Source organism: Sporosarcina sp. NPDC096371 (genome assembly GCF_044762865.1).
Classification (GTDB): domain Bacteria; phylum Bacillota; class Bacilli; order Bacillales_A; family Planococcaceae; genus Sporosarcina.
Genome location: NZ_JBIWFE010000002.1, coordinates 524321 through 548902, shown reverse-complemented (window position 1 = coordinate 548902; position 24582 = coordinate 524321). Strand labels below are relative to the sequence as shown.

Genomic DNA, 24582 nt, shown 5'->3' with positions numbered 1-24582 from the left:
TGGCTAGAAATGACTTCGTCATTTCTAGCCATATTTTTTCGGTTATCATGTTGTGAATAATTGCCTGTCGCGCCCCTACAGTGTTCAAGTGCAAAATGTAGCTGCTTTAGAAGAAAAGAATAGATATTGAAGAACGTTTTGATGATTGGTTCCCTTTGCTTTCCGATAATTCGACTTACATAGTCGGTCAATATATTAAATCAAATAGACGTGGATGTTCAAAATAAAGATAGCTTATACTATTTTTAAAAGATAACAAAATATAAATTTTGTTATGCAAACAGGCCAAATTATTGAAGAAAGTTTAATAGCATGGGAGGTTTTACATGAAGTATTTCCCTATATTCGGCGTTATTTTATCAGGAATAATTTTAATCATGAATGTGTGGTTTGATTTTAAATTATATATGCCAATTGTAGTTGCTAAAACATTAGTAGCATTTTTTTGGACTACTTTAATATTACTCATGATCTATTCACATTTCGTAGAGAATCCAAAAAACGAGCATGATTAAACTGAAAACTCCTTCCGAAGTAGAGCACTCTTCTTGGAGAAAGATTAGCGCTCACTTTTCATAATCGGGGGCATTATTGGAATAAAAGAGATATAGAAGATACGAGAGATCATTCTCGTGTCTTTTTTTATTGAGTGGTTTTGTCCGTTAAAATTAAAAGGCGATAGCGGTTAAATTTAGTATCTTGCTGAGTATGGTTATCGGCCGATATTCGGCAACCGACAAAATGGGAATCGTCAAGGCGGAAAAGGTGGAGAATTTTCAGCGCAGCGTTTTGAAAAATACGACCCATACCTTAAGGATTTCCAAGCGGTTTACGAGTGCCACCTTGCTTTTCTATAGGGAATGTAAGTGCCCGAAGATACAATTTCGGGCACTTTAGCACGTTGTAATATATGTTTCTTTCTTACTTTTAACAAAGAGTATGCATCTAATCAAAGGAGGTATGCACTTCAATTCCTCCCCCTGTGATGCCTTGTAGAAGGAGACACTCCTTTAATATAGAAAAAGCAAAAAACATAGAGAAAGCCTTAGCCGCCAAAATTTCATATTTGGCGGCTCTTCTCCAGATAAGAAGCAAGTAATTCTTTCGTCCCCAAGAGCTTTAGCACTTCGAGTATCTGTGCTTTTGGAGAGCGGCGGATGAAGGACCACCATACGATTACCGAAAAGAATATGTAGGGATGCGACAAAGTCGCATCCCTACATATTCAGACATCCTGGTAATCGTATAGCAGTCGTTCAATCCAAAGCGAACCCAAAGCAACTATTCACGTAGCTCCAAGTGCATAATCAAGTTATTTACTGGTTGATTTCGACTAATAAATAGACGGGATAATAAAAAGGATCATGCCGCGTATCGTGGGCATGATCCTTTTTGTTATTTAAACGTATTCAATAATTTCGCTTCAAAATCCGCAAGTGTATGCTCTGGAGCGATGCCCTGGCGATTTAGTTCAAGTGGCGAATCGCCTAACCGTACATTGCCCGTATTCGTTGTAAATGCATAGCGAATGCCTGCGTCAGTCACTGCGCGGAGCGTTGTTTCATTATACTGACCGAACGGATACGCTAAGTATTTCACGCGCTCCGTATCGCCCTCAAATGCTTTCCCCAACTGGAATTTCCCCTGTTCAAGATCCGCAAGAATGGCCTCATAGGATTCCGTCAACAGGAACGGCAGTCCTTTTTCTTTGTTCATCAAATGATAATAATGCGTATGGTGCTGATAATCAAAGACATCTGCCGTTTCCCGGATTTCCTTTAAGCCAACATTTTGGAGCGTTGCAGGATCCCATGGTGCCGCCTGCTGTCTAATTTTCCCCGTGATCGCAAAGGACACGGCTGGCATATTGTAGTTCTTTAATATCGGATACGCGTACACGACTGTCGATAAGATCCCATCGTCAAACGTAATCACGACGACATTTCTTGGCAAGTCGATTTCTTTTTCTTTCCATGCACGGAACGTTTCCATCGTAATAGCTGTCCACCCATTGTTCACTAGATAATCCATCTGTTCCTCAAATTGCTTCACATCAATCACCATTCGATTGTTGCGCATGTCCGATTGGGCAGCATTTTCAATCATGTGGTGATACATGAGCACCGGAACGCCTGAATCCTTCACTGTGTCTTGTTTTTCGATAAAGCGGCGTTTCCCGCCCATTTGCACTTGATAATAAGCTGTTTCCCGAACAACCGTCATCCGCATATTCGGCTCGACGTACGCAACGATGTTCGCTCCTGGCTTGTCCAAGTCATACACAGGAATGCGTGCAGTCGTTAGCACTGTATAGTCACTTTTCAACAATTCATAAGTGGACGCCGCAGGTCGAGTCGTCGCGGATTCCTTCAAGACGTACAAGCGATCATTACCATAACTAAACGAATAGTAGTCGTCCGTAATGTCCAGTATTGGATAGACCGAACCGCGTGCTAACGTCGCCACTTCAATGCGCTTTCCTTCTACAAATTGAAAGGCTGGTGCTTCGTTCAGCAAGATGAGTTCGTCAGTCGCCGTTGTTTTAATGCGCTTTAGACTTGCAAGTGGATTGACTTTGGCTTTCACTTCTTCTGCATGTGCAGACGGTCCTGTCACAAGGAACAACAAAATGGCCAGTAGGCAACCCATTAGTAATCGTACAGTTTTCATCAAATGATCCCCCATTTTTCAGCTATACTCTATTATTGATCAAACTTAGAAATTAATTCTCGAACCTCCCTTAAGTGTTGCTCGATATTGTCATTTGTCACAAACACACCAAAATCAGCAGGTGCATCACTCTGCTCGCCCTCTTCCATGCGATTGGCGATCATAGAACCGATTTCTGGATAAAAGTGATGGCCGTCGTAATAATTATGTATATCATTTGTGATGGTATTCGGATACATGAAGTTCCAAACGCCTCCGTAGACGTCGACTAAATCGCGTAACCACACCTCATAATCATCATACAAACCTGTTTCCACAAGGGACTTAAACAGTTCCGTGGAGATCGGCGTTGTGAACACGGTGATTTGCCCATCCGGCATCGTCCCTTTGACCTTCTCCATGATCTCCTTGTAGAGCGGATAATACGAATAGTGCTTTCCATAAAACTCTTCTTCAAAGCGCTCAATTTTTTCACTCAGCACGCTATCGACTTCGTTTTCGGTCAATTTTCTTGCAAACGCTTCGCCGTGCCGGTTATACAATCTATCTTCGCTAATCTCATTATTTTTAGACAACATAAAGTTCTTGATTGAATACTTAAACGCCTGTAAGGACAACAGATTTTTCGTCCGATAAAACGGTTGCTCAATCTTCACTTCATAATTCAGTAACGACCGTGAAGCCGCAGCCTCTTGCTCACTCGATTTGAAAAAATCCACACCAAGGATGACGCGCTCAATATGCTTGTTTTGTGACTGCGCATAGAGAATGTAGCTATGGTACTCGCGCATCGACAAATTCGCTACGGAGAAATTAAACACCTTCCATTTTTCGAATGCTGATGGATGGATATACGTCGATCGACTACTGCCGACGAGTAAGGTGTCGTAATCCTTTTCCCGGTATTTCAATTGAACGATTTTCTGTTCCCTCTCGTCAATGACGTTTTGGACATCATTATAATCATGGGCATGGCCATAATGCCAAAGCGGGTCCATCCAAAAATTAAAACTCACAACGCTGATGGACAGCGTGACGAACAAAATGAGGATCGTAGCTATGAACTTTTTCTCTGACATACGATGACCACCTTAGAAATTGAAGTACAGGAACTCACTGACTTGCTGCAACTGCATCGCACTATAAAATAACAGCAATGCAATATAGATAGCCATTCCCACACTTCGCTTTTGCTTATTCATAATTTCCATCGAATTGATGGCGAACCACGAGATCAGTAAACCGACGACCAAAGAGACCCCGATGATCCATAGGTTTTCATTAAACAACGTATAGAGACCTGAGAGATGCACACCATTGAGTCCGAACATCGCTTTTAGTACTGTGATGGCGTCCGTAAAGGTAGCTGCGCGGAAAAATACCCAAGCCAGGTGAACAAACAGGAATGTCGTCACCCACGCCAGTATTTTATTCATCTTAAAGCCAGCGAGCTTCCACCAACGACAAATGACACTGGCAACACCGTGCATAACGCCCCAGACAACGAACGTCCAACCGGCCCCGTGCCAGACACCACTGATGAAAAAGATGATGAATATATTGATATACGTCCGATACTTCCCTTTTCGATTACCACCCAGCGGAATATAGACGTACGTTGTTAAAAACTTGGACAGCGTAATATGCCATCTACGCCAAAAGTCTTGAATATCAAGCGCTTTGTACGGCGAATTGAAGTTGGTCGGCATTTTAATGTTGAATAATAAAGCCAGTCCAATCGCCATATCCGAGTATCCGCTAAAGTCGAAGTACAGCTGTAACGTATAGGATAAGGTCGTAACCCAACTATCCAGCAGCGTCAGCGCATCGACTGCGTTATAACCGCTATTCGCATACTTCGCAAAGACATCGGCAATTGCTACTTTTTTAAATAAACCAATCGCAAAAATCGTTAGTCCCATTGCGATATTTTTAGTTTGGATCGAATACGTCTTTTTATCATTAAACTGTGGCATCATTTGCCCATGATAGACGATTGGCCCCGCAATTAGCTGCGGGAAAATCGTGACAAATATGCTGTAATTCAAGAAACTATATTGCTTGGTCTCGAGTCGATAAGAATCCACGACATACGCAATTTGTTGAAACGTATAGAAACTGATGGCTAAGGGTAAAAGGATATTTCTCAGCGGAATATTTGTATCAAAAAAGAAGTTGAGGTTGTCCACGAAAAAATCAAAGTATTTAAAGTACGCAAGCAATAACACGTTGAACAGGATCCCCGCGGCCGCGACAAATTTACGAAGGTCGCCGCCCCAATTCCTCCCGAGGAAAGCGCCAATTGTATAGTTCACCAGTAACGATAGCAAAATGAGTGGTAAATAAGCCGGATTCCAATAGCCATAGAAAAACAGCGAGGCCACAACCAACCATATTTTTGCAAATGGAATATGTAGTTTTCCTAATAGGTAATACAGCACCCATACGATGGGCAAAAACAGAAAGATAAATTCAAATGAATTAAATATCACGACGCATGTCACCTTTACTCTATAAAGTTAGTGTACATCTTATCTTAACAGGAATAAATGTACCTTGCCACACAGCGGGGGTGATAAAGCCACTAAAAATTTCCTTTGAACCCACTTCGGCGCTTGGATAACGTGGGCGAATATTTGTCTTGAATATGGGATAAATGCAACGGGATTGGCGGGATGTACAACGAACAGCGGAACGTACAACGAAATCCTCGGAGTGTCCAACCATTTCGGGAGAGGTTCCCTTTGAATTCTGAGTTACTTCGATACACCAGGATGGAGATGAGGTATTGGAACGAAAATCGGATAAAATAGACACAAGGTATTTCAACCTCCAACTCCCCTACTTTAGTTATAGCTAGATAGAACCCGCCCACTCCTTCCGAATCATTTCATCCCTATAAGGAAACTTTTTCCGCAAAACTTTCGTACAAAAACATGAAGACGTACGCTAATTTTTACAATTTCGGAAGAGGCGATACATATGAAAATACTTGACGTCCACCCGTTCCAGGATGTACTTCGTCGAAACATCGCGATGCTAGACCGCCTTGAAAACGAAATGGGATTGATTCAACGGTCAATTGAGGGTCTTGTCGCAATGGAAGATTCTCTTAAAGGTGATGGCGGACATGCAATTCGCACTTTCTATGCAGAATGCCATTTGCCATTCTTGCAGTTTGTCCAGCTATTTAAAGACCGATTCACAACTGTCCTAAAGCAGATGGATTTAGCTCTGGATTCCCTAGAACCAGATCCGTCCGGCTACATTCGGGAGGACTTTTTAGAAGGTGAAATTGAACATGGACTACAGCACATTGCGCGGCTTACGGAAAATTTGACAGATGAAACGAACAGTATCATGAACCAAGTCGCCGATATTGTTGCCCTACCGCATCTTGATGATAGTGAGGTGCAATACGGTATTCGCAATGCTAAAATGAAACGAAATGATACTGTCACGCAACTGCATGAATTTGACGCAACCCAGACGGCGGCATTGATGCCACTTGAACAAGATCTTCTAAGGATGGAAGCTTGGATTTCGAATATGGAAGGGCTATTCTCGGATGGACTCACGGACATCCATTTCTCGGCAGATCGTTGGGCGGAATTGTCTTCTGGGAGCACATTGCGGACGGATTTGATACTCAACACTACCACAATGAATGGTCAAACGTCGACGATAATAGAGGCAAATTTAGCCGGTCAAAATCCGATGTTGTTTGGCTATGGATTTGTTGAGGAACCAAATTCCTTTTATGGACTTGGTATTTTCACTTTCCCAGGCATGGCGACCTATGGAAGACCGATTGATACGGGAATTGATGAGGTGTATGACGGAAACGTCCGTACCAATCCCAATCCTTTCTCCAAATCTTTGAATAGCTTTGGGGAAATTGGAACGGACTTTGTAGACGGACTAAACACACGAGCAGATAAAGCACTTGATTCCCCCTATGACTTTGCGAACTATGCAACACTTGGTGCATCAGATGCCCTCATTTCAGGAGCAAAAAGCAGGACAAAAAAGGCGTTGGATTCACCTTTTGACTTTGCCAACTATATGACCATTGGTATGGCTGGAATGCTCAAAGGGGCATTCCAGCCGGAAGATTCTTTTTCAAAGGAACATTGGTTGGATAGCTTTGGAGTTGCAACGTCATTTGTGGGTGGAGTAAAAGCAGTAGCTCCCAAAAGTTCTATTGATGCGGCTGATGTTAAGAGAACAGGTAATACTGGTAAGGTCGCCAGTGAGGTTGATGGTTTGGGTAGAATAGATTATTTGCATGGTAAATATGGAAAACTTACTTTCGAAGAATTGAATCAACGTATAAATTTACGTGGAGAAACACTTAATGAATTGCAAAACTTAAAAGCTTCCGGTATAAGTAATAGCAAGATGGGTCCCGCATTTGCGGGTGTGTATGACAAAACAACTGGAAAATATTATTATTCAATAAATGATTTTGATGGAATATCGCCTAATTTCCAACCAATCATTAAACTAAAATATGATTCAATGCCAAAAGAAGTTTTTGATTCTTACAAGTATACAAAAGGTGCAGGGTCGCATGCAGAGATAATCGCTTTGAATGACGCTTTAAAAGCCAATCCTCATGCCAGTTTAGATGATTTTGTAATTAATGTAATCCGTACTGGTCAAAATAGAAAAAAACCAGCTGGAATGATGTTTCCAAGGTGTCCACACTGTGTTTATCTTACTGATGGATTTGAATTTATAACGGAGGTGCCGAAGAATGTTAAATGACATTTTAACAAAAGAATTTGTATTGAAAAACGGAGTGGAGTTTGAGAAACATTTAAGTTTTGGAGGTCCGTATGATTTAGGCATAGTAGAGTATGATGAAGCGGATGAAGAAAAGTTATTTACTGGATTAGCTTATGATATTTATGAAAATGGAGAATTAGAAAGTTATTTCTTTATTGACAATGGGGTTAGACAAGGAGCAAATATTTCATTTTACCCAAACGGTTCAATTAAAAGAATAGGTAATATGGATAAAAGTGCCGCAGAAGGGTATCAGGTAGAGTTTTATGAGAACGGGATCAAAAAATACGAATCGGAATGTATAGCCGGATGCGAGATGACCTATGTGAAATACGACGATAAAGGTAATATAATAGAACAAAAAAAAGAACCTAGCGAAACAGATTTAGTATATGTAAAAAGATTTGAGTAGGATATAAAATGGATAATATACTCAAAAATAAATTAACTGCAATACAAAATAAATTAAGAACTAAAATCCTTTTAGAAAATGGTTTCGAGTTAAAGGAGATTTACCTTGTTGCCGGGGTAGATCTCGCATACTGGTCTGATAATGATGTTGATTACTCCGTATGTTGTATACAGGTATTAAATTATTTGACGAAGGAAATCATTGAACAAGTCGATTATGTAGGTAAAATAGAATTTCCATATATTCCGGGATATCTAGCTTTTCGTGAATTGCCAATTATCTTAGAGACCGTAAAGAAATTAAAAAACAGTCCCGATTTATATATGTTTGACGGAAATGGTTATTTGCATGGCCGTCACATGGGAATTGCTACACATGCATCATTTGATTTGGGAAAACCCACAATAGGTGTAGCCAAAACGTATTTTAAAATCGACAATGTGGATTATGCCATGCCCGAAAATAAGGTGGGGGCGTATACCGATATTGTTATAGATGGCGAAGTATATGGGCGTACATTAAGAACACGAGAGAATGTTAAACCTATATTTGTTTCGTGCGGGAATTGGATTGATTTAGATACTGCCACTAAAATAACAATGCATTTTATAGAAAAAAATAGTCGTCTGCCTATTACTACAAGATATGCTGATTTAGCAACACAAGAGGCCAGAAGAAGGTTTCAATAAAAGGTGCCCGGTACCATAAAAGACAAAAACGCTCAAGTCCAGAAAGACTTAAGGGCGTTTTTTTTCGTGCTCCCCCTCCCTATTAAGCTATTTTGTAGTTGGCTGGGCCAGTCTGCTACTATATTAATCGTACCATTCAGGATGATCAATGAATGGATTTCTATTGCTTTGCCATTTCTCGGATGATGTTGTTCCGGTTTCTTTCAAAATCAAAAAATATACTAATCCAGGTCAGAATTCAATGAGTACCAGGTACCCTTCCCTTGTTGAAATACTGCAAGACCTTGGAAAACAAGCTATTTCTAGTAGTTAAAAATTAAAGGAGAAACACAAATGGATAAGACTAAAATTGCAAAAGACATTAGAGATGCCATCAAAAATGGCCAATTGGATACATTAAGTGAATTACTTGAGAAAGAACCAGAAATGTTAACATGGATGACACCTTTTGGTACCTGGTTACATGTAGCAACAGCTCATGGGCATTTAGAAATAATAAAATACCTTATTAATGCTGGGATAGATGTTAATGCACATGGTGGAACTTTTTCTACAAACGCCCTGGAAAGAGCGGCTACAAAAGGGCATTTAGATATTGCCGTATATCTCATTAACCAGAATGTCGAGATTGATACTAGTGAACCAGATAGAAATCCTCTGTTTGCTGCAATATATGGTAGACATTTTATGGTTGTTAAATTGCTAGTTGAAAATAATATAGACTTATCTATAAAATACTCTGGTGAAAACATGAAAGATATGGATGCTTATGCATTTGCTATTGAAAGAGGACAAACAAAAATTGCAGAATATTTAAAGCAAGAGATGAATGAAAAAGAATAAATAAGAGATCTTTTATTTAATAATAGTCATGAATGGTCCAAGCCACTAATATAGGAGGGAGTACACTTATGGATATTGGTATGAGTAACCTGGAAGAGTTATCAAAACAATATAGCGTGATATTGAAGACGTTGCTGGAGCATGGAGACAGTTCAATAACCCCCCAAATAAATCAAATTAAATCGATATTGGATGTATTGAAAATTATGCCCTCTGATGAATCCGAGGACATAATTATAGAAAAAGTGAGAAAGATGAATGACTTCTTGTACCCTCCTAGGGGGGGGCTAGCGGAATTTTATATCTGGTCAGATGATTTTGATGAAAGAATAAAGCTCAACGAACCTTTAGATATTGCTAAACAAACAACGTGGAACATACTAAATCATTCAAGTTAGGTTCTAGCACGCTTCAATCAATTCAAGTTCACAAGGATTTGAGTGACTAGAATTGAAGAAATCCCCAATGCCAAAGTACATTTGTCATTGGGGATTTTACACATCTTATTTCCAGTTCTTAATCATCTCATCAGTACTAGCCATTAACTCGTTATAAGCCTTATCAGAAATCAACTTACTTCCCTTCTGCTGGTCAAGTAACACTTTAAAGCCTTTCATATGCTTCATAACCTTGTCGCCAGCTTCTTGCTTTTCATATTGAGCTACTGCCGTCAAATGCGTTTTCAATGCACGTGCCGCCTGAGCGTTCTTGAATTCACCTTCATTTTCAAAACGTTCCACAAGTGCACGGATTATTGCCGAATCAACTTCCACAGGAGCTGAATCTGAAATCCCAAATGCCTTTATAACATCCTGATCTATGCGGTTTCCTAAATCATCCCATGCACTCGCACGAAGAGAGACAAAGGTTCCACTCTTTCTAGGATTACGAATATCAGCTGTCCAGCCTTCCCCTTCACGAACCACGTTCACCTTTTCCCACGAATCGCCTTCGTTATACGAAACTTCAAGGGAAGCACCTTCTATTTTTCCGTTTCCAGATGCTTCAGCTATCTGCGCCGCGCTCAATCCTAACTTAATTGTATCGCCTGCAATTGCATTACCCTTCAGGTCAGTAACCACTTTATAATCAAGTGAAATCAGTGGAAGAGGTGTTCTTTTAGTTACTACCTCCTCTTTAGACCAAAACGTCCACTCTGTATGCGTGCTCACAGATGTAGCCCACCGTTTGGTATCACGAGAAGCATCATTTACCAAACGATACTGCGTATTTTCCGCTGGCAAACTATCATTAAATACATAAAGCGCCTGTCCATTTGCTTCCCGAAGAAGCGTAGAACCTTGATATAATTTCAGTTTTTGCTCTTTAGTGGAATGATCTATCCCCGTGTGCCCAACTCCTGAATCAGCCCAGGCAGGAACATTTACTTGCAAGCTATTGCCAGAACGAAAAGGTGGCCAGAAGCCCTCACCGAAGCGGGGACGTACAACCGGCGCAAACCATTCCTTATCCATGCGTTGACCCGGTTTATAAATCGCTAATTTATCCCTAATCTCCCAAGCGCTATCACTCGAATTACCGTTAAGCGTGACAGCCTCCTGGTACCAGGAAACACCTCCATGAGCTGACACCCACTCGGTGCGTTTAGAAGGGAGTGCTAATTTATAAAGGAAACCAACTCCATATGTGCTGTATGGTTGAATATCATAGCGGAATTCTCCTCCTGGTGCTGGGCGGTCCGATTTATATTGCGCATCAATTTTCACAAGATCTTTCTCTGTAGGTGAATAGTTCATATCCTCCGGAACAACGTTTTTGTGGCCATCGACAAGATCATATGCATATGGCGAATTAGGCGTCCCTTCAACGTTTAACGTTATTTTTCCAGAACGGGTAGCCTCAATCAGCTCTTCCCCCTCTGTTCCACTAACGGATACCACTGCAATCGGATTATCACCGGAATAATCTTCTTTTCCTACCCACTCGCCAAATTCTGTTGGGCCATCGTTAACGGTAATGACTAGTTTAGCACCTGCTGCATAGGCTGCTGCAGCACGTTGAGGACCCGTGATTTTAGCACTACGTTTAACCACAACAACCTTATCTTTTGCATCGAGGCCATCATAATCTTTAGGTGCCCCATAACCTGCATACACAGCCGACAACTCATGTTTCCCTTCAAAAATCGTGCTTCCTGCTTGAGCAAGAACGTCTAGCTCGTTTTCACCGTGGTTAACGGTCATTAATGGCTTGGTAAGGCGCCAGCGAGTGGACATATAAAACTCACCATTATTAACAGCCATAGCTGGTTCCGCGTATAATTTATCCACAGTTGCTGGCAGAATGAGCCCGTCAGTTATCGTATTTTCTCCACCAAAGGTGCGGTGATATTCCAGTTTCCTAAAACTCGCCTCAGTCTTTTCTGGAACGTCTACTGTATATTCGCGTGCATTACGAGCGTCAAGATCTACGGTTTTTGGACCATCCAGATGAACTTCTGGATTACCCAAGAATGCAACCCCTGCATGATCCGTGTTTGCATCAACATCCATCAGCGTCATGACTGAGTAGGTTCCAGCAGGGAGTCGTAATTCCTTTTTCCCCTCCACTACCATGAATTGTGGATACATATTCTGACCAACCAGAGAAATGTGAGCCAGCGCGGGAGATCCGTCACGATCTACTGCATTAATGGTAAGCGCATACCTCTCCTCTTCCTTGCTCATCCCCATTGCCGTATGCGCAACCGTTTGACCATCTACAATCGCAGAAAGGTGTCCTTGATAGCGATTTCCAACAACAGCCGATTCTGGATCAACTGTTACAACCACATCTGCACTTCCTTTAGCAGGTACCGTTACCGTATCTTCTGATAGTTTTAATAAACCTTCAGGTGTCTCAGAATCATTGTTACCTGTAAAGGTAGCCGCGAGATCCAATGTCACAGGCTCATCGCTTTCATTGGTATACGTAACGGTCTTTTCAATCGGAACGTCTCCATCATGCGGCCAATCGAAGAATCCAAAATCCAACGAGCCTGTTGCATGCACAGTTCCTAATGTTGCAGCTGCTACGTCAAGACGCCCCGTTCCCCCTTCAAAAGGTGTAATGGAATCCAGCTTCTTCGTCGTACTCATCAAGGCATTCTTCAGTTGTGCCGCTGTCCAATCGGGATAACGTTGCGAAAGAATGGCTGCAGCTCCAGCTACATGGGGGGTTGCCATAGACGTACCATTTAGCGTGAGATATGAACCTGATCCCTGACTCGATAACTGGGAGCGGGCTGCTACAATTCCTGTACCAGGGGCGACGAGATCCGGCTTTAGCCCCGCTTCTCCTAAGCGTGGCCCCTTGGAGGAGAACCAAGAAAGTCTATCCGACTTGTCCACAGAACCAACTGTAAGTGCCGAATCTGCAGCACCAGGTGCAGCAATGCCCTCAGCTCCAGAGTTTCCTGCAGCAATAACAAACAATGCACCTGTCTCTTTACTTAGTTCATTTACTGCCTGAGACATCGGGTCCGTTCCATCACTCGGAACAGTGTCACCTAAACTCATATTAACAACCTTCGCATTTTCGGCAGCCCATTCCATCCCCTCAATCACCCAGGAATCCTGACCAAAACCATCATCACCAAGTACCTTACCTACAAGCAGGCGTGCTCCCGGAGCTACCCCTTTATTGCGACCATCAGATGCAGCACCTGTTCCAAGTACAGTAGAGGCTACATGTGTACCGTGACTATGATGATCTAGCGCCTCTTCCCCAGGTACAAAGCTCACTGCCCCATCCAGCTGACCCGCCACATCCGGATGATTTTTATCGATACCAGTATCAAGTACAGCTACCGTAACGCCCGTACCATCGTAACCAGATTCCCAAGTTTCCGGTGCGTTCACCTGTGGAACACTTTGTTCAAGGTTCGCTTCCACACGGCCATCCAGCCAGATTTTCTCAATCACACCATTCAATTGAGCACCTGCTTTTTGAGTAGAAGCCGCTGTTACATTTTGCGTAATTTCATCCCAGAAAGAAGTCACTTGCTCCTTGTCTGCCGTTAACGCCACACCACCGATACTTTCCAATACATTCGTGCGTTCAGTTCCGGCAAGAGTAGCAGGCAAAGCTGCCTCGAAACGAGCCTTTGTTGGCGCATACTGTACGATCACCGGTAAGGTGGATTGTTCCCCATCATCATACCCATCGGCAATTAAAGCAGTAATATTGAACAGATTTTCATCCAGAAGGCCAGAAGCTAAATAAGGCATCGCCTGAGTTGGAAAGACAAACGTATTCTCGCCGATCGTCATAATCTGTGCGCCACCAACAGTTCCATCAGCAGATTCAATATTTATGACATTTTTTCCATCCCCTACGTCTGTCACAGTTACTACATCGCCTGTAATCAACGTAATGACATGTTTGCCAGTAGTAGCCTCAGAGTTTTCATCACTACCTTTTATATCAGCAGCCTTAACATCGAAGGCTTTTTGCTTGTCCAAAAATGCATCATTTGCAATTGCATCAACGGCAGGAACACTTATCATCGCCGTTGCCATCATAGCGGCAATATACTTGTTTTTATTTTTCATTCGGCATTCTCCTATTCCCTTGTAATATGAATCTTCTTGCATAGACAATTTCAGATTAACGTTTTCACAATTTACTAGCAATGGGGGTTTTATCATAGGTAAAGTCTTATAAATTTTATTAAAATATAAAATAAGTAAACATATAAAGTGAGTTTTTTTGTTTTTTTAACATGAATCGCCGGGAAAACCGACTAATTCACAGTGAAAAATCGGGGTAATTATTCTTAATGTGAAATAAATGTATTTTATTGGAGTGACTAGAGGGATATTGTAGAATATCGGCATGAAGAATAATAAAAAAAAATCCATCCAAATCATGATTGTATCGCACTTGCGTCTGCCGCTAGCGTTGCATAGCAGTGATAATTTGGGTAATCGATTCAATCAGTAAGTACCATTAGCGAATGAATCACTGATCTTTCTATAATGAAAATATTCATTATGGCTACTCTTTATAAATGGGCTTGTCTTAGAATTGTCGAAACCGATAAAGCGTAAAACGAACAGCCCAATCAACAGACACTTAACAACCAACAGGAATGTAAAGAAAAATAATCATAGAATTGGATACTGGCTTTAAAACAATTTAGAATTCCATGAGCACCGTACAACGATTTACACGTCCGCAATAAACCACCTACCAGGTACATAATGCAGACTAAAATTAAAAGAATAGTCAGTTATATGAATTGATTTATAAGAACTTAAGTTCTATAATAAAGGGAAAAGAAACGGTGGTGCATACGTTGGTCTCTGTGGTTCGTGAAGAGCAAGATGTCTATCGCACTGGGCTATTGGATCTCCGAAATGATTTTGTATTCAAGGCATTTTTTACGGACGAGCGAAATAATGGGCTTCTCCTGCAATTTTTGAGGTCGATTTTGGGAGATACGATTGAATCGGTTAAGTTGACTGATCCGACGATTGAGATTGTGCATGCAGAGGATAAGTCTCTTGTGATGGATTTGCGTGTGACGACAAATCATGGTGAGCAGGTTAATGTCGAAATGCAACTTCAAGGGCATAAGGCTTTTTCAGAACGAATGCTGTTGTATTGGGCAAAGATGTATGGCAGCCAAAGTGAAAAAGGACAATCCTATAAAGAATTAAGAAAAGCGATTCAAATCGTGATTGCTGATTTTAAGTTGTTGCCAAAATTTCACTATCATAGTATGTTTCAAATAATAGACCCGGAAGACGGTACGATTTTTTCATCCCATCTAGAAATACACGTGCTGGAACTGCCTAAGTTACAAGCTAGATCGTTAGCAAAGGCGAATGACTTGGAAAAATGGTTATTATTCATGAAAGGCGATATAAAGACAAAGGAGGCGTTGGCCATGGAAAGTTCGACGTTAAAAGAAGCTCTTTCCCAGATTGAACGGTTGAGTCAGAATCCGGAGACGATAAGAATGGCAATCGCTAGGGAGATTCATTTGAAAGACCAGTTGCAACGGGAAGAGGATGCGGAGTTTAGGGGAATTGAAAAAGGCAGAGTGGAAGGCAAAGTTGAAGGTAGAGAAGAGGGTAAAAAGGAAATTATCCTCAATATGCATGCTGCCAATGTACCAGCAGAATCCATCGCACAATTCACCCAAACCCCTCTTGAAAAAGTGACGGGGATTATCAATTCAGTTGTTCAATAAAAGAAGAAAAACATCCTTATTAACATAAACCTAGGCGAAAATGGTCTAGGTTTATTGTAATCCTGACTGTCATTCGCACGTTTCACAAAAATTTTTGCATTGGCTATCATTCATTCATGAATGGCGGTAATAAGACGAAGAAGGCGTTGGCTATGGATAGTTTGAGGTTACAAGAAGCCCTTGACAAGATTGAACGTTTGAGACAAAATCCCGAGACTGTAAGGATGGCAATCTCTAGAGAGATTCATTTGATGGACGAGTTGCAACGATTAGAGGATGCGGAATTAAAAGGCAGAGCAGAAAGTGAAAAGGAAATTATCCTCAATATGCATGCTGCCAATCTACCAACAGAATCCATCGCACAATTCACCCAAGTCCCACTTGAAAAAGTGCAAGAAATTATCAAGTCAGCTGAGCGATAAAGTAGAGATACCCGGCCATAAGACAATTTCGTGTTGTTAGTAGAACTATATATGTTGGACTTATGATTTCCACCTAATCTCCAGCGAAGGCGCCTTACTGGGGTAGCCGAGCGTTGTTGGTAAGATTCTTTAGTTCAATTCAAATAGGTATCTTTTTTACAATAAAGCAAACAAAAAACGCTCCAGTCCCAAAAGAGACTGAAGAGCGTTTTTGTCGATTCCCCCTACTTATGAAGCTATTTCATAGTTGGTAGAACCCGCTTGTTGCTGCCAAATTAATTGGACCCATTCAGGATGATCGATGAATGGATTTCGGTTGCCTTGCCATTTCTGGATGACGTTGTTACGGTTTCTTTCAAACGCATCGACTGGATCTTGCAAATGCCATTTTAACAAGGTGCTCAATTTCCCATGGTAAGGAGCACTTCCGTTGTTTAGCTTTTCGTTCAGTTCCAAGTCTACTTTGTCGCCTTGTTCATAACGTGTAGCCATGTAAAAGAGAATTCGTGCAACGTCCCCTTTTACACGATCAGGTGGCTCAAAAGAGTTAGCCGACTTTTTACAGCCGTCGCATCCTTTCACTGCGCTACCGCCGTTGTCAAAATCCAAGTTCCCTCGAGCACTATTAACTTGGACGTCTGTTGGGCGCAAATGATGGATATCTGTCCCCGGTCCTTTACTTGTTCCAAAGTTACCGTGAGATTTTGCCCATGTGTGTTCGCGGTTCCAATCGCCGACATTTCCGCCGTTACGATTTTTCGCACGTGATTCTCCAGAGTAAAACAAAATCACATTATTGACATTCGTTGGATCTTCGTCTGTTTCACGAAGTGCTTCCCACGCTTGATCGTATGACAACTGTGTGTGGTCATCGATGATTTCGTGTAGCGCTTCTTTTAATGCTTTACCTGTTTTACCAATCGCATCTTGGTAGTAGTCATCAGTAGGTGGTTCAGGGTCAGTAGGTTCTGCTGTTACAGTTACAGTAAAGCTCGCCGTAACGGATTTTTTTCCATCCGTCGCAGTCACTCCTACAATGTGGCTTCCTTCTTCAAGCGATAGCTGTAGTGAAGCCCCTTCCACTTTTCCTTTTGTAGCTGTAAACGTCAGTTTGTCATTGTCAGGATCAGAGAAATGATCCGTCAATAAAATGGAGATTGTTTCTCCAACTTTAACGCTTTGATTGGCAATTGCTTTCTTGATGACTGGTGCTTGGTTGTCAGCTGGGTAAGGCGGAACCCCAATTGGCTTCCCTTTTGAGTTTGTAATTACGATGTCTGCTGCATTGGCACCGTTGATAAACTCGATATTTTGAATGTTTTCAGCGCCTCTGATTTCTGTTACTTTCGTGCTGTCGATCACAACATTTTTCATAACCGTGCCTTTGAAATCAATAATTGTCCCAGCTCTTAGGGCGTTGATGATGACTTTTGTCTTCGCAAAGCCAGGACCATGGAATTCTGCGTAAGCCCCTCTCACGACAATACCTTCTGAAATGACTGACGCTTCATCCAGTGTAATGGATACGCTTGGATCATTAATCGTCACTAAATTCTTTTTGTAGTTCTTAAAGTCGTAGAATTTTCTAGGGATAATTGGTTCTACAACATTTTCTTCTGCTAGATCGATTTGAACTAATACAGGGTCATGGTCACTTGCACGACCTGCCATGTCTGTAAAGTCCGCATTGATATGAAGAATATCAATTTCTGTTTTGTCCACTAAGTGATTGGACACCAAGATGTGATCCAATACTTGTGAATTCCCACCAAAGACGTATGAGTAGCGATCAGCTGTTTCTACTTTGTTGATCATATTCGTCATCAGTTTACCCTCGTGAATCTTTAAGGACTCAGAGAATTGGAAGTCGTTAAAATCGCCAAGAGACACAACGTTCGCCTCAGGGTTTTGTGATTTTACATTCTCAACAAAATCGTATACGATGTTGGCAATTTTATGGCGTTGCTCTTCACTCTTGTACACTGGTGGTTGCTGTGAACCAAAGAGTGGTGTATCGCCATTTTTTGAATTCCAGTGGTTGGCAATGACAATGACGCTTTCCCCTCGGAAATCAAATTGTGCCGCCAACGGTTTACGGCTGCTGTTAAACGCCGAGTTATTCGGATCAATACGTCCAGGGTTTACCGTTAGCTTTCCATCTTGATAGCCAACTGCTTGTGTCGCAGTTCCAGCTGGACTTCCTTCAGTTAACGTGACACGTTCTGGATTGTATAAGAACCCAACACGGATATTTGCATTCGGTGCGCCGCCATCTTCATTGTTGACAGGGTTAATATTGGCATACTTATATGTCACACCGCCTGCTTTAGCGATTTCAGCAATCAATCTTTCATAACTTTGTGATGCATCCGAATCCCCTGCATCTTGTCCATTATTGTCTTGTACTTCTGTTACACCAACAATATCAGGACTTTGCATGTCTGATGCAAAAGCTCTTGCTAGTTTTCTTGCTTTATCATCTGTTGTCGATTTCTTGTTATTTGAGAAGTTTTCCAAGTTGTAAGAAGCAATTGTTAACTTGTCTTCTGCTTTGACAATCGTTGTTTTTTCCGGTGTTGCCGTTCCTTTTGAGTGTTTAGTCTTCATTTCATCCAAAGAAACGTAGATTTTATAGTTTTGGTATGAATACCCAACAACACCCGTAATCGGTCCTTTGAATGTGTCGCCAGTCGCAACTTCAAAGTTACGCGCAGCACCATTTGGCTCTAAACGGAACTGAATGCGATCCGCATTTTGGTTATTCTCTTCTAATAGAAGTCCTCCGTGTAGGGAGTTCGTTTCCTTACTTTCAAGAACCGTGACAAGATCGCCGTTTTCCTGAGGGGCTGTCGCTTTGACATTGCCCATTTGGACACGCATACCTTCTAGGCTTTCCCAGTAATCAATCGCATCTACATCTGGGTTGAATACAGTTAGATTGTCGCTATCAATATGCTCAGTTGGTAGGTTGCTTTCGTCAATGATGAATGCGGCTGGTAATGCCACATTACTCTTCACAACTTTTACTTTCCCACCTTGGTCTTCACGAATATTGATTTGCGTTGTTTTCATATCTGTTGCTTGGCGGTCATCATAGCCATCGATAGCATATTCGCTAACTTTCCCGCTGACAGATACTAAATCTCCCACTTTAACAGGCCAAGCTTTATTGCCACTGTAAAGGAGAATCGCTTCAGATGTATTCGGATTGTTATCGGCTAATGCATCTGGCGTTTGGATATGGTAGTACGTAGAACCGCTTAGCGTGAAGGAGTACGTTACGATTCCTTCAAGGTTTTCAACCGTTTTACCTTCAAATGGAGAGGTATGGCCTTCGCCTTGAATATCGTGAATTTGAAGACTATCCGTAATCGTATAGTCGAATGTTTTCACTTCGCTAAAAGCGCCTTCTGCTGATTTTACGACTGCTTTCAATGTTGTATTTTTTGCAATTTTAATTGGTGTTTCATATGTTGTACCGTTTTCGATTGGATCCGTACCATCCAATGTGTACAGAATTTCGGCATTTGCCGTGCTTGTGGACAATGTGACCGTCGTGCTGCCGACAAATGTTCCGCTGCCTGGATTCGCTGTGACAGGTTGCATGATTGAGCTATCTACAACAATGTCTTGCTCTGAGCGCGGAATGATTTGATAAGCCGTGCCAAATTGTTGGACAATCCCCGTAATCGATTCGTATTGATTGCCAGCGATTAGCCCTAACGTATTATTTTCATCGCGGACGATAAATTCTGTTGTCCCGTCCGTCGCTGTAAAGTTATTATTCGCGTCAACTGATGTTAATGTAATTCCTGAAGCCTGAACCAGAAGGGATTCGTTCGCTTCATTTACTTCCGCGCCCGTGACTGCTTTAGGTGCTGGTGCGCCTACATCTGCAGATTTCTTAACAATTGTCGCTCCATCTAATTGGAGGAGGCCATTGTAATCTGCCAATTTACCTGTCAGTGTGACTTCATCGCCCACTGTTGCAGCTAGATTCGCAGGTCGTACTGCGATACCACCCGTTGCATCTTGAACAGATACCGTGTTTTTCAGGTTCGCTGCTACGATTGCTTTAATAGTGACTGTTTCGCCAGTCGGTAATGCCCGAGCATCAGCAATGGAGATAAATTCTGCCGGCTCTCCAGGTTCTCCAGGCGATGAGCCATCCATCTTATGTGTGCCTAGGTTGGAAGAATCGTCTTTCGGTAGCGCTGTCCACTCTGTAGACGCATCGAATTTATCATCGATAATTGTATCGCCTGTTGTCACAGAACTTTTGCGTACAAGTGACACATCCGCAGCAAAGTTACTCTTCGGACCAACTTGTCCAATCGAATCGACAACCGCGCCATTTTTTCTCAGGACGACAGGATCATCACCATTAAAGTTAATGACCGTGCTGTTTGCAAGATTCCCTTTGCTTTTTATATCGGCATTGGCATCTTTATGGTGGATGACAAACGTAGCTTCATTTTCCAATGTACCTGTCAAAGCCAATTTGTTAGCTGCAGTCGTTGCGCCATTCGTATGCAGTTCGAGTGAGTATCCACTTAAATTGATGGCTGCACCTGTACCGTTGTATAGTTCAATCGCTTTGTTAAAGCTACTTCCCTCTATATATTCAGAAATAATTAAATCCGTTGTAGTCGTGGCAGCTCTTACATTTGCCGGAATCGCCGGAAGTAGTAAACTTGCTACCAGACCAGCTGACAAAAAGGTATTCAAACTTTTTCTCCATTTGCCTTTATACATGTCGTCGATTCTCCTTTTAACAGCGTCATTTTAGTCGTGTAACCGTGCGAGAACTCTGGAAAAATCCTTTCCAACAACTTCTTTGGTAGGAATTCCCACCGATAGTCATAAAATGGGTATATCGTTGCGGATTTTACTGCAAAACCTGTCGTTACAACCAACATACGAAACCTTTACCCTATTTATCGTTGAATAAACCACCCCTTACTAGGTTCATAGTATGTAAAACATAAGCCTATACTCATAGTATCACTCACTAAATAGGTTAACAATTCCAACAACATTAATTTATTGTAAATATTACTAAAGTATCGTCTACACTTTTCCTACTATCGACTCTTGTAGTTTTGTGTATTTAACTGGATTAAAATGTCACATTTTGAGATACCTTGGCGAATACGGTAAAAAATACAGCTGGAATGGTAAACATCCCAGCCGCATTCATAAACCTATTGTCCTACTACATTCACAATACGTCCTTCGATTTCTGGATCCACCTCACCTAACTTCGCAACATGATCCCGCAAGTTCTCCCAATCCGAAAGGCCAAGATCCGTAACACGTCCCTCTTCATATGCTTTTTTGAAGACGGTATAGTCATCGCCGCCTTTCGCTGTGAACGCATTGGTCGCAATGATATATCGCTTGGCATCTTGAATCTCCGTATACTTTCCATCCCCATTGTTATAGGCGATGGAAACAACACGTTTGCCAACCGATTTTGACGAGTCAAATGTTACTTGCGCGCCCGACACATGCAGGAAGCCTCCATTTTCGCCTGGGTAATCCCTGAAGCTGATTTCAAATGCAGCTTTTAGTTCTGCACCCGATAATTCCATGATGGCCAACGTATTGCCAAAGGGGAGAACCGTGATGACTTCCCCGACTGTGATCGGTCCTTTGTCCATTCCAGCGCGAATACCTCCGCCATTTTGGAGCGCCATGACGACATCTTTATTGTGCATTTTCGCCTTCGCCAGCATGCCGTCCGTGATGAGGTTCCCCAGTGGCGTCTCATTTCTCCGCACGCTTGGTTTCGTTTTATCTCCATTTGAACGCGGATTGTCCAAGGCATTTTTCGCTGTTGCCCCAGTAGGTTTATTTTTCACTTCGTCAATCTTCTTCTTATACTTTTTTAGTAACTTCGTGGCCGCGGGATCCGACTTTTGATCGGCGATTTTTATTAACTTCCCCGCCTGCCCAATGACTCTTCCGTTTTTATCGAACTCAACGTCAAGCGTTCCTAGGAATTCATTGTATTGATAGGCCTGCACAATGACCGTCGGACTTTTCGCTTTCCCCTTGGCATCTTTCGTCACCACTACCGGTTTCGTTAACGCCGTGTGGCTATGCCCACCGACAATGACATCGATCCCCTCAACCCTCGCCGCCAGTTCCAAATCATTGTCGGAAGCGGGGTTATCGTCGTAGCCAACATGTGTAACCGCCACAATTTTGTTGACACCCATACCTTCAAACGCCTTCACTGCTTTTTTCGCTTCCTCAATATAGTTCTCGAACTTCACTTTGCCTGGGCTTGAAATCGTTGCCGTTTCCGCCGTCGTCAGGCCAAAGAGCCCGACTTTTTCACCGTCAATGACCTTAACCATCCCGCTATAAATTTCCCCATCTTTAGGCTTACTTGAAATTAAATCACTAAATAACCCATCAAAATGGCCATCCTTTGAAAAGTCGATATTTGCACTAACGAACGAAAATTTTGCCCCTCTCACAAAGTTCGCTAATGCACGGTGACCTTCCGCACTGGAGCCCAAATCAAATTCATGGTTTCCAAATGTCATCACATCATAATTCATCAAATTCATGAACTCTAGATCTGCTAACCCGTTAAATTCATTGAAATACAACGTGCCCGAAAATACATCACCGGCATCTATTAACAACGCAGAAGGCTTCTTTGCACGCACGTCCTTCACAGCCGTCACGCGTTTGGCGATATCATCAAGGTGTGCATGGGTGTCATTTGAATGCATCAAAGATAAGGTGAATTTTTTCGGGACTGGCGCTGGTCTAGTTGGTTCCTCTTCGTTTGGTGGTTGTGGCTTGTAGTAGTCGGGATTTTTCTTGCCATTGATTTCTTTAATGTTATATTTGATCGCTTTAAAGTTCACAATTAGCTGTTCTGCTTTTATTCCTGAAGGGAGCTGTAGATTGTCGATGATCGTGTTTTCATTGATATCGACGGTTGCGTTTTTGGAAAGCTGTAAAGTGCCTATTTTGCCGATGAAATTCAACGTCGCTTTCGACTTGCTGAGGACATTGACTTTGCCGATCGTCCCTGTGCCCAGCAATGTAAACGGCGTCGTTGTGTTGACTTCGAGGCTGTCAACCAAGCCATTCACCGCCAGTTCAGCTACGGCGTCCGACACTTCAATTGACTTGATTTTACTTGTACTTTCTGTGTGAATCCTCGTATTTTGAGTGACTTGCATCTGTTGAACAGACGACTTATTTTTAAATACGATGTTGGACCCTTTCTTCATGACCCGTAGCTGATTCATGTGCACATTATCGAATTGCGTAGAAGCATTCGTTTGCAATCGATAGTCATCGGCAATGACAGCTGTTCCTTTCATGTCCAAGTTTTTCAAGAGAAGGTAGTCCGCTTGCACACGCACATCACCGTCCATGGACATATTGCCGCCGTCCAACACAACGATTGAACTTGCGGTGCCAGAAGACTTTAACTCAATTTCTTCCACACTAGATATGTAGCCATTGCGAATGCGGAAAGTAAGAGATGCCCCCTTCAGCGCCCTGTCATTTTCCGCTTTGAAAAATGGTTTAAGTGGAGTAGGCACGTTATAAATTCCTTCCGTCGTAATGACCTTCCCATCTTTGACGGCCTCCACGTCCGCTACAATATAATTCCCAAACTTCACAGCATCACTGCGATATAAAAACTGCGCCATCTGCCCACGCGTCACTACCTGATTCGGCGAAAACGTTGTCGGTGTTGTGCCAAGCGTCACTTTTAGATTGACTAATCCTTGTACATGTTTCGCATAATACGCATCCACTTGCACATCAGAAAATGTATTAGGCTGATACGCCTTTTGCTCAAAGCCAAAAGACTCCGCCAATATTTTAGCCATCTGCCCTCGTGTCAATGAATCATTCACACCAAACCTCCCATCTCCATAACCCCCAATAATTCCTTTGTTCGAGAGGGCTGCAATATGTTTATAGAAGATGTTGGATTGAGGAACATCTTTGAATTTCGGATCCTTTACATTTTCTACATCTAGATCCAAGAGTTCGACGAGCAACTTTGCAGCTTGACCGCGCGTAACCGCTTGAGAAGGACGATACGTACCATCGGAAAATCCATTGATGATGCCCCTCTCCGCTAAACTTATGATTTCCTTATACGCTGAGCTTTTCATAGGTACATCGGTAAATACCTCGCCGTACGCCCCCGCTGAAGGAACCGCGACAGTAATTGCCCCAATTGCAACAGCACTGGCCGTCGCCACTTTCCAAAGCTTATATGAATTCATCAACCAATCCCCTCCCTATGTTGTCATTCAGTTATTGTTTGTTTGTAAAAAGTAAGCAGTCTTCTACTCTTAATAGATATGATGGGTGGGAGAGGATTAGTACAAGTTTGTGTGGGGAAGTTGGACGCTTTGTGCAATGGTATCCTTCTTATACTAGAGAATGCGTTACTTATTGGAGATAACTTCACTGGGACGCCCTTATCCCTATTGAAGTGATTGTCTTCTTTCGGCATACAGATAAAAAAGAGCAGACAAGTGTGTCTGCTCTTCAGATTGAAGA

Annotated in this window: 14 protein-coding genes and 1 pseudogene; 8 read left to right on the top strand and 7 right to left on the bottom strand. The window is 42.2% G+C overall.

The features are described from left to right. Nucleotides 1-119 precede the first annotated feature (119 nt). On the top strand, nucleotides 120-227 hold the full coding sequence (locus tag ACIQ0H_RS08500; RefSeq protein ID WP_403413467.1) for a hypothetical protein: 108 nt from the start codon (nucleotides 120-122) through the stop codon (nucleotides 225-227). A 1168-nt stretch (nucleotides 228-1395) separates the two neighbouring features. Here the strand turns inward: ACIQ0H_RS08500 and ACIQ0H_RS08495 are convergent. The 3 genes from ACIQ0H_RS08495 to ACIQ0H_RS08485 are packed head-to-tail and all read right to left on the bottom strand — an operon-like array spanning nucleotide 1396 to nucleotide 5162. Further along, a complete protein-coding gene (locus ACIQ0H_RS08495; protein WP_403413304.1) occupies nucleotides 1396-2670 on the bottom strand; it encodes a polysaccharide deacetylase family protein in 1275 nt (424 codons plus the stop codon). Between the two features lie 32 nt (nucleotides 2671-2702). Continuing rightward, the gene (locus ACIQ0H_RS08490; protein ID WP_403413302.1) at nucleotides 2703-3749 is read right to left on the bottom strand and encodes a hypothetical protein; all 1047 of its coding nucleotides are present in this window, start codon (nucleotides 3747-3749) and stop codon (nucleotides 2703-2705) included. A gap of 12 nt (nucleotides 3750-3761) precedes the next feature. Further along, complete coding sequence (locus tag ACIQ0H_RS08485) at nucleotides 3762-5162, bottom strand: MBOAT family O-acyltransferase (protein ID WP_403413300.1); 1401 nt, start codon at nucleotides 5160-5162, stop codon at nucleotides 3762-3764. Between the two features lie 490 nt (nucleotides 5163-5652). On the opposite strand from ACIQ0H_RS08485, the gene ACIQ0H_RS08480 reads away from it, so the two are divergent. From ACIQ0H_RS08480 to ACIQ0H_RS08470, 3 genes are read left to right on the top strand one after another with little or no spacing between them, the layout of a single operon-like run. Then, nucleotides 5653-7440 (top strand): T7SS effector LXG polymorphic toxin, encoded by a 1788-nt coding sequence (locus ACIQ0H_RS08480; protein ID WP_403413298.1) that lies wholly within the window; start codon nucleotides 5653-5655, stop codon nucleotides 7438-7440. After that, entirely contained in the window at nucleotides 7430-7873 is a 444-nt protein-coding gene (locus tag ACIQ0H_RS08475) for a toxin-antitoxin system YwqK family antitoxin (RefSeq protein WP_403413296.1), read from the top strand. Before ACIQ0H_RS08480 ends, ACIQ0H_RS08475 begins: the two co-directional genes overlap by 11 nt. An 8-nt stretch (nucleotides 7874-7881) precedes the next feature. Beyond that, nucleotides 7882-8562, top strand: coding sequence for an endonuclease V (locus ACIQ0H_RS08470; protein ID WP_403413294.1), 681 nt, complete (start codon nucleotides 7882-7884; stop codon nucleotides 8560-8562). 123 nt (nucleotides 8563-8685) lie between these two features. On the opposite strand, the pseudogene ACIQ0H_RS08465 reads toward ACIQ0H_RS08470, so the two are convergent. Further along, nucleotides 8686-8773: pseudogene (locus ACIQ0H_RS08465) on the bottom strand (ribonuclease); the annotation flags it as partial. 122 nt (nucleotides 8774-8895) lie between these two features. Here ACIQ0H_RS08465 and ACIQ0H_RS08460 point away from each other — a divergent pair. Together ACIQ0H_RS08460 and ACIQ0H_RS08455 are read left to right on the top strand one after the other, a co-directional pair. Continuing rightward, nucleotides 8896-9405, top strand: a complete 510-nt coding sequence (locus tag ACIQ0H_RS08460; protein WP_403413292.1) for an ankyrin repeat domain-containing protein — start codon at nucleotides 8896-8898, stop codon at nucleotides 9403-9405. A 68-nt stretch (nucleotides 9406-9473) separates the two neighbouring features. Further along, nucleotides 9474-9803 (top strand): hypothetical protein, encoded by a 330-nt coding sequence (locus tag ACIQ0H_RS08455; RefSeq protein WP_403413290.1) that lies wholly within the window; start codon nucleotides 9474-9476, stop codon nucleotides 9801-9803. Nucleotides 9804-9908: 105 nt separating this feature from the next. Here the strand turns inward: ACIQ0H_RS08455 and ACIQ0H_RS08450 are convergent, their stop codons facing one another. Next, nucleotides 9909-13958, bottom strand: coding sequence for a S8 family peptidase (locus ACIQ0H_RS08450; protein ID WP_403413288.1), 4050 nt, complete (start codon nucleotides 13956-13958; stop codon nucleotides 9909-9911). 734 nt (nucleotides 13959-14692) lie between these two features. Between ACIQ0H_RS08450 and ACIQ0H_RS08445 the strand changes: the two genes are divergently transcribed. Together ACIQ0H_RS08445 and ACIQ0H_RS08440 are read left to right on the top strand one after the other, a co-directional pair. After that, nucleotides 14693-15604: an Rpn family recombination-promoting nuclease/putative transposase gene (locus tag ACIQ0H_RS08445; protein ID WP_403413286.1), complete on the top strand. Its 912-nt coding sequence runs from the start codon at nucleotides 14693-14695 to the stop codon at nucleotides 15602-15604. Between the two features lie 116 nt (nucleotides 15605-15720). Beyond that, on the top strand, nucleotides 15721-16026 hold the full coding sequence (locus tag ACIQ0H_RS08440) for a hypothetical protein (protein WP_403413284.1): 306 nt from the start codon (nucleotides 15721-15723) through the stop codon (nucleotides 16024-16026). Between the two features lie 228 nt (nucleotides 16027-16254). Here the strand turns inward: ACIQ0H_RS08440 and ACIQ0H_RS08435 are convergent, their stop codons facing one another. Next, nucleotides 16255-20781, bottom strand: a complete 4527-nt coding sequence (locus ACIQ0H_RS08435; RefSeq protein WP_403413282.1) for an endonuclease — start codon at nucleotides 20779-20781, stop codon at nucleotides 16255-16257. Nucleotides 20782-21230: 449 nt separating this feature from the next. Further along, nucleotides 21231-24302 carry a 5'-nucleotidase C-terminal domain-containing protein gene (locus ACIQ0H_RS08430; protein ID WP_403413465.1) on the bottom strand — a complete coding sequence of 1024 codons (3072 nt, stop codon included), beginning with the start codon at nucleotides 24300-24302 and terminating at the stop codon, nucleotides 21231-21233. Nucleotides 24303-24582: the final 280 nt, after the last annotated feature.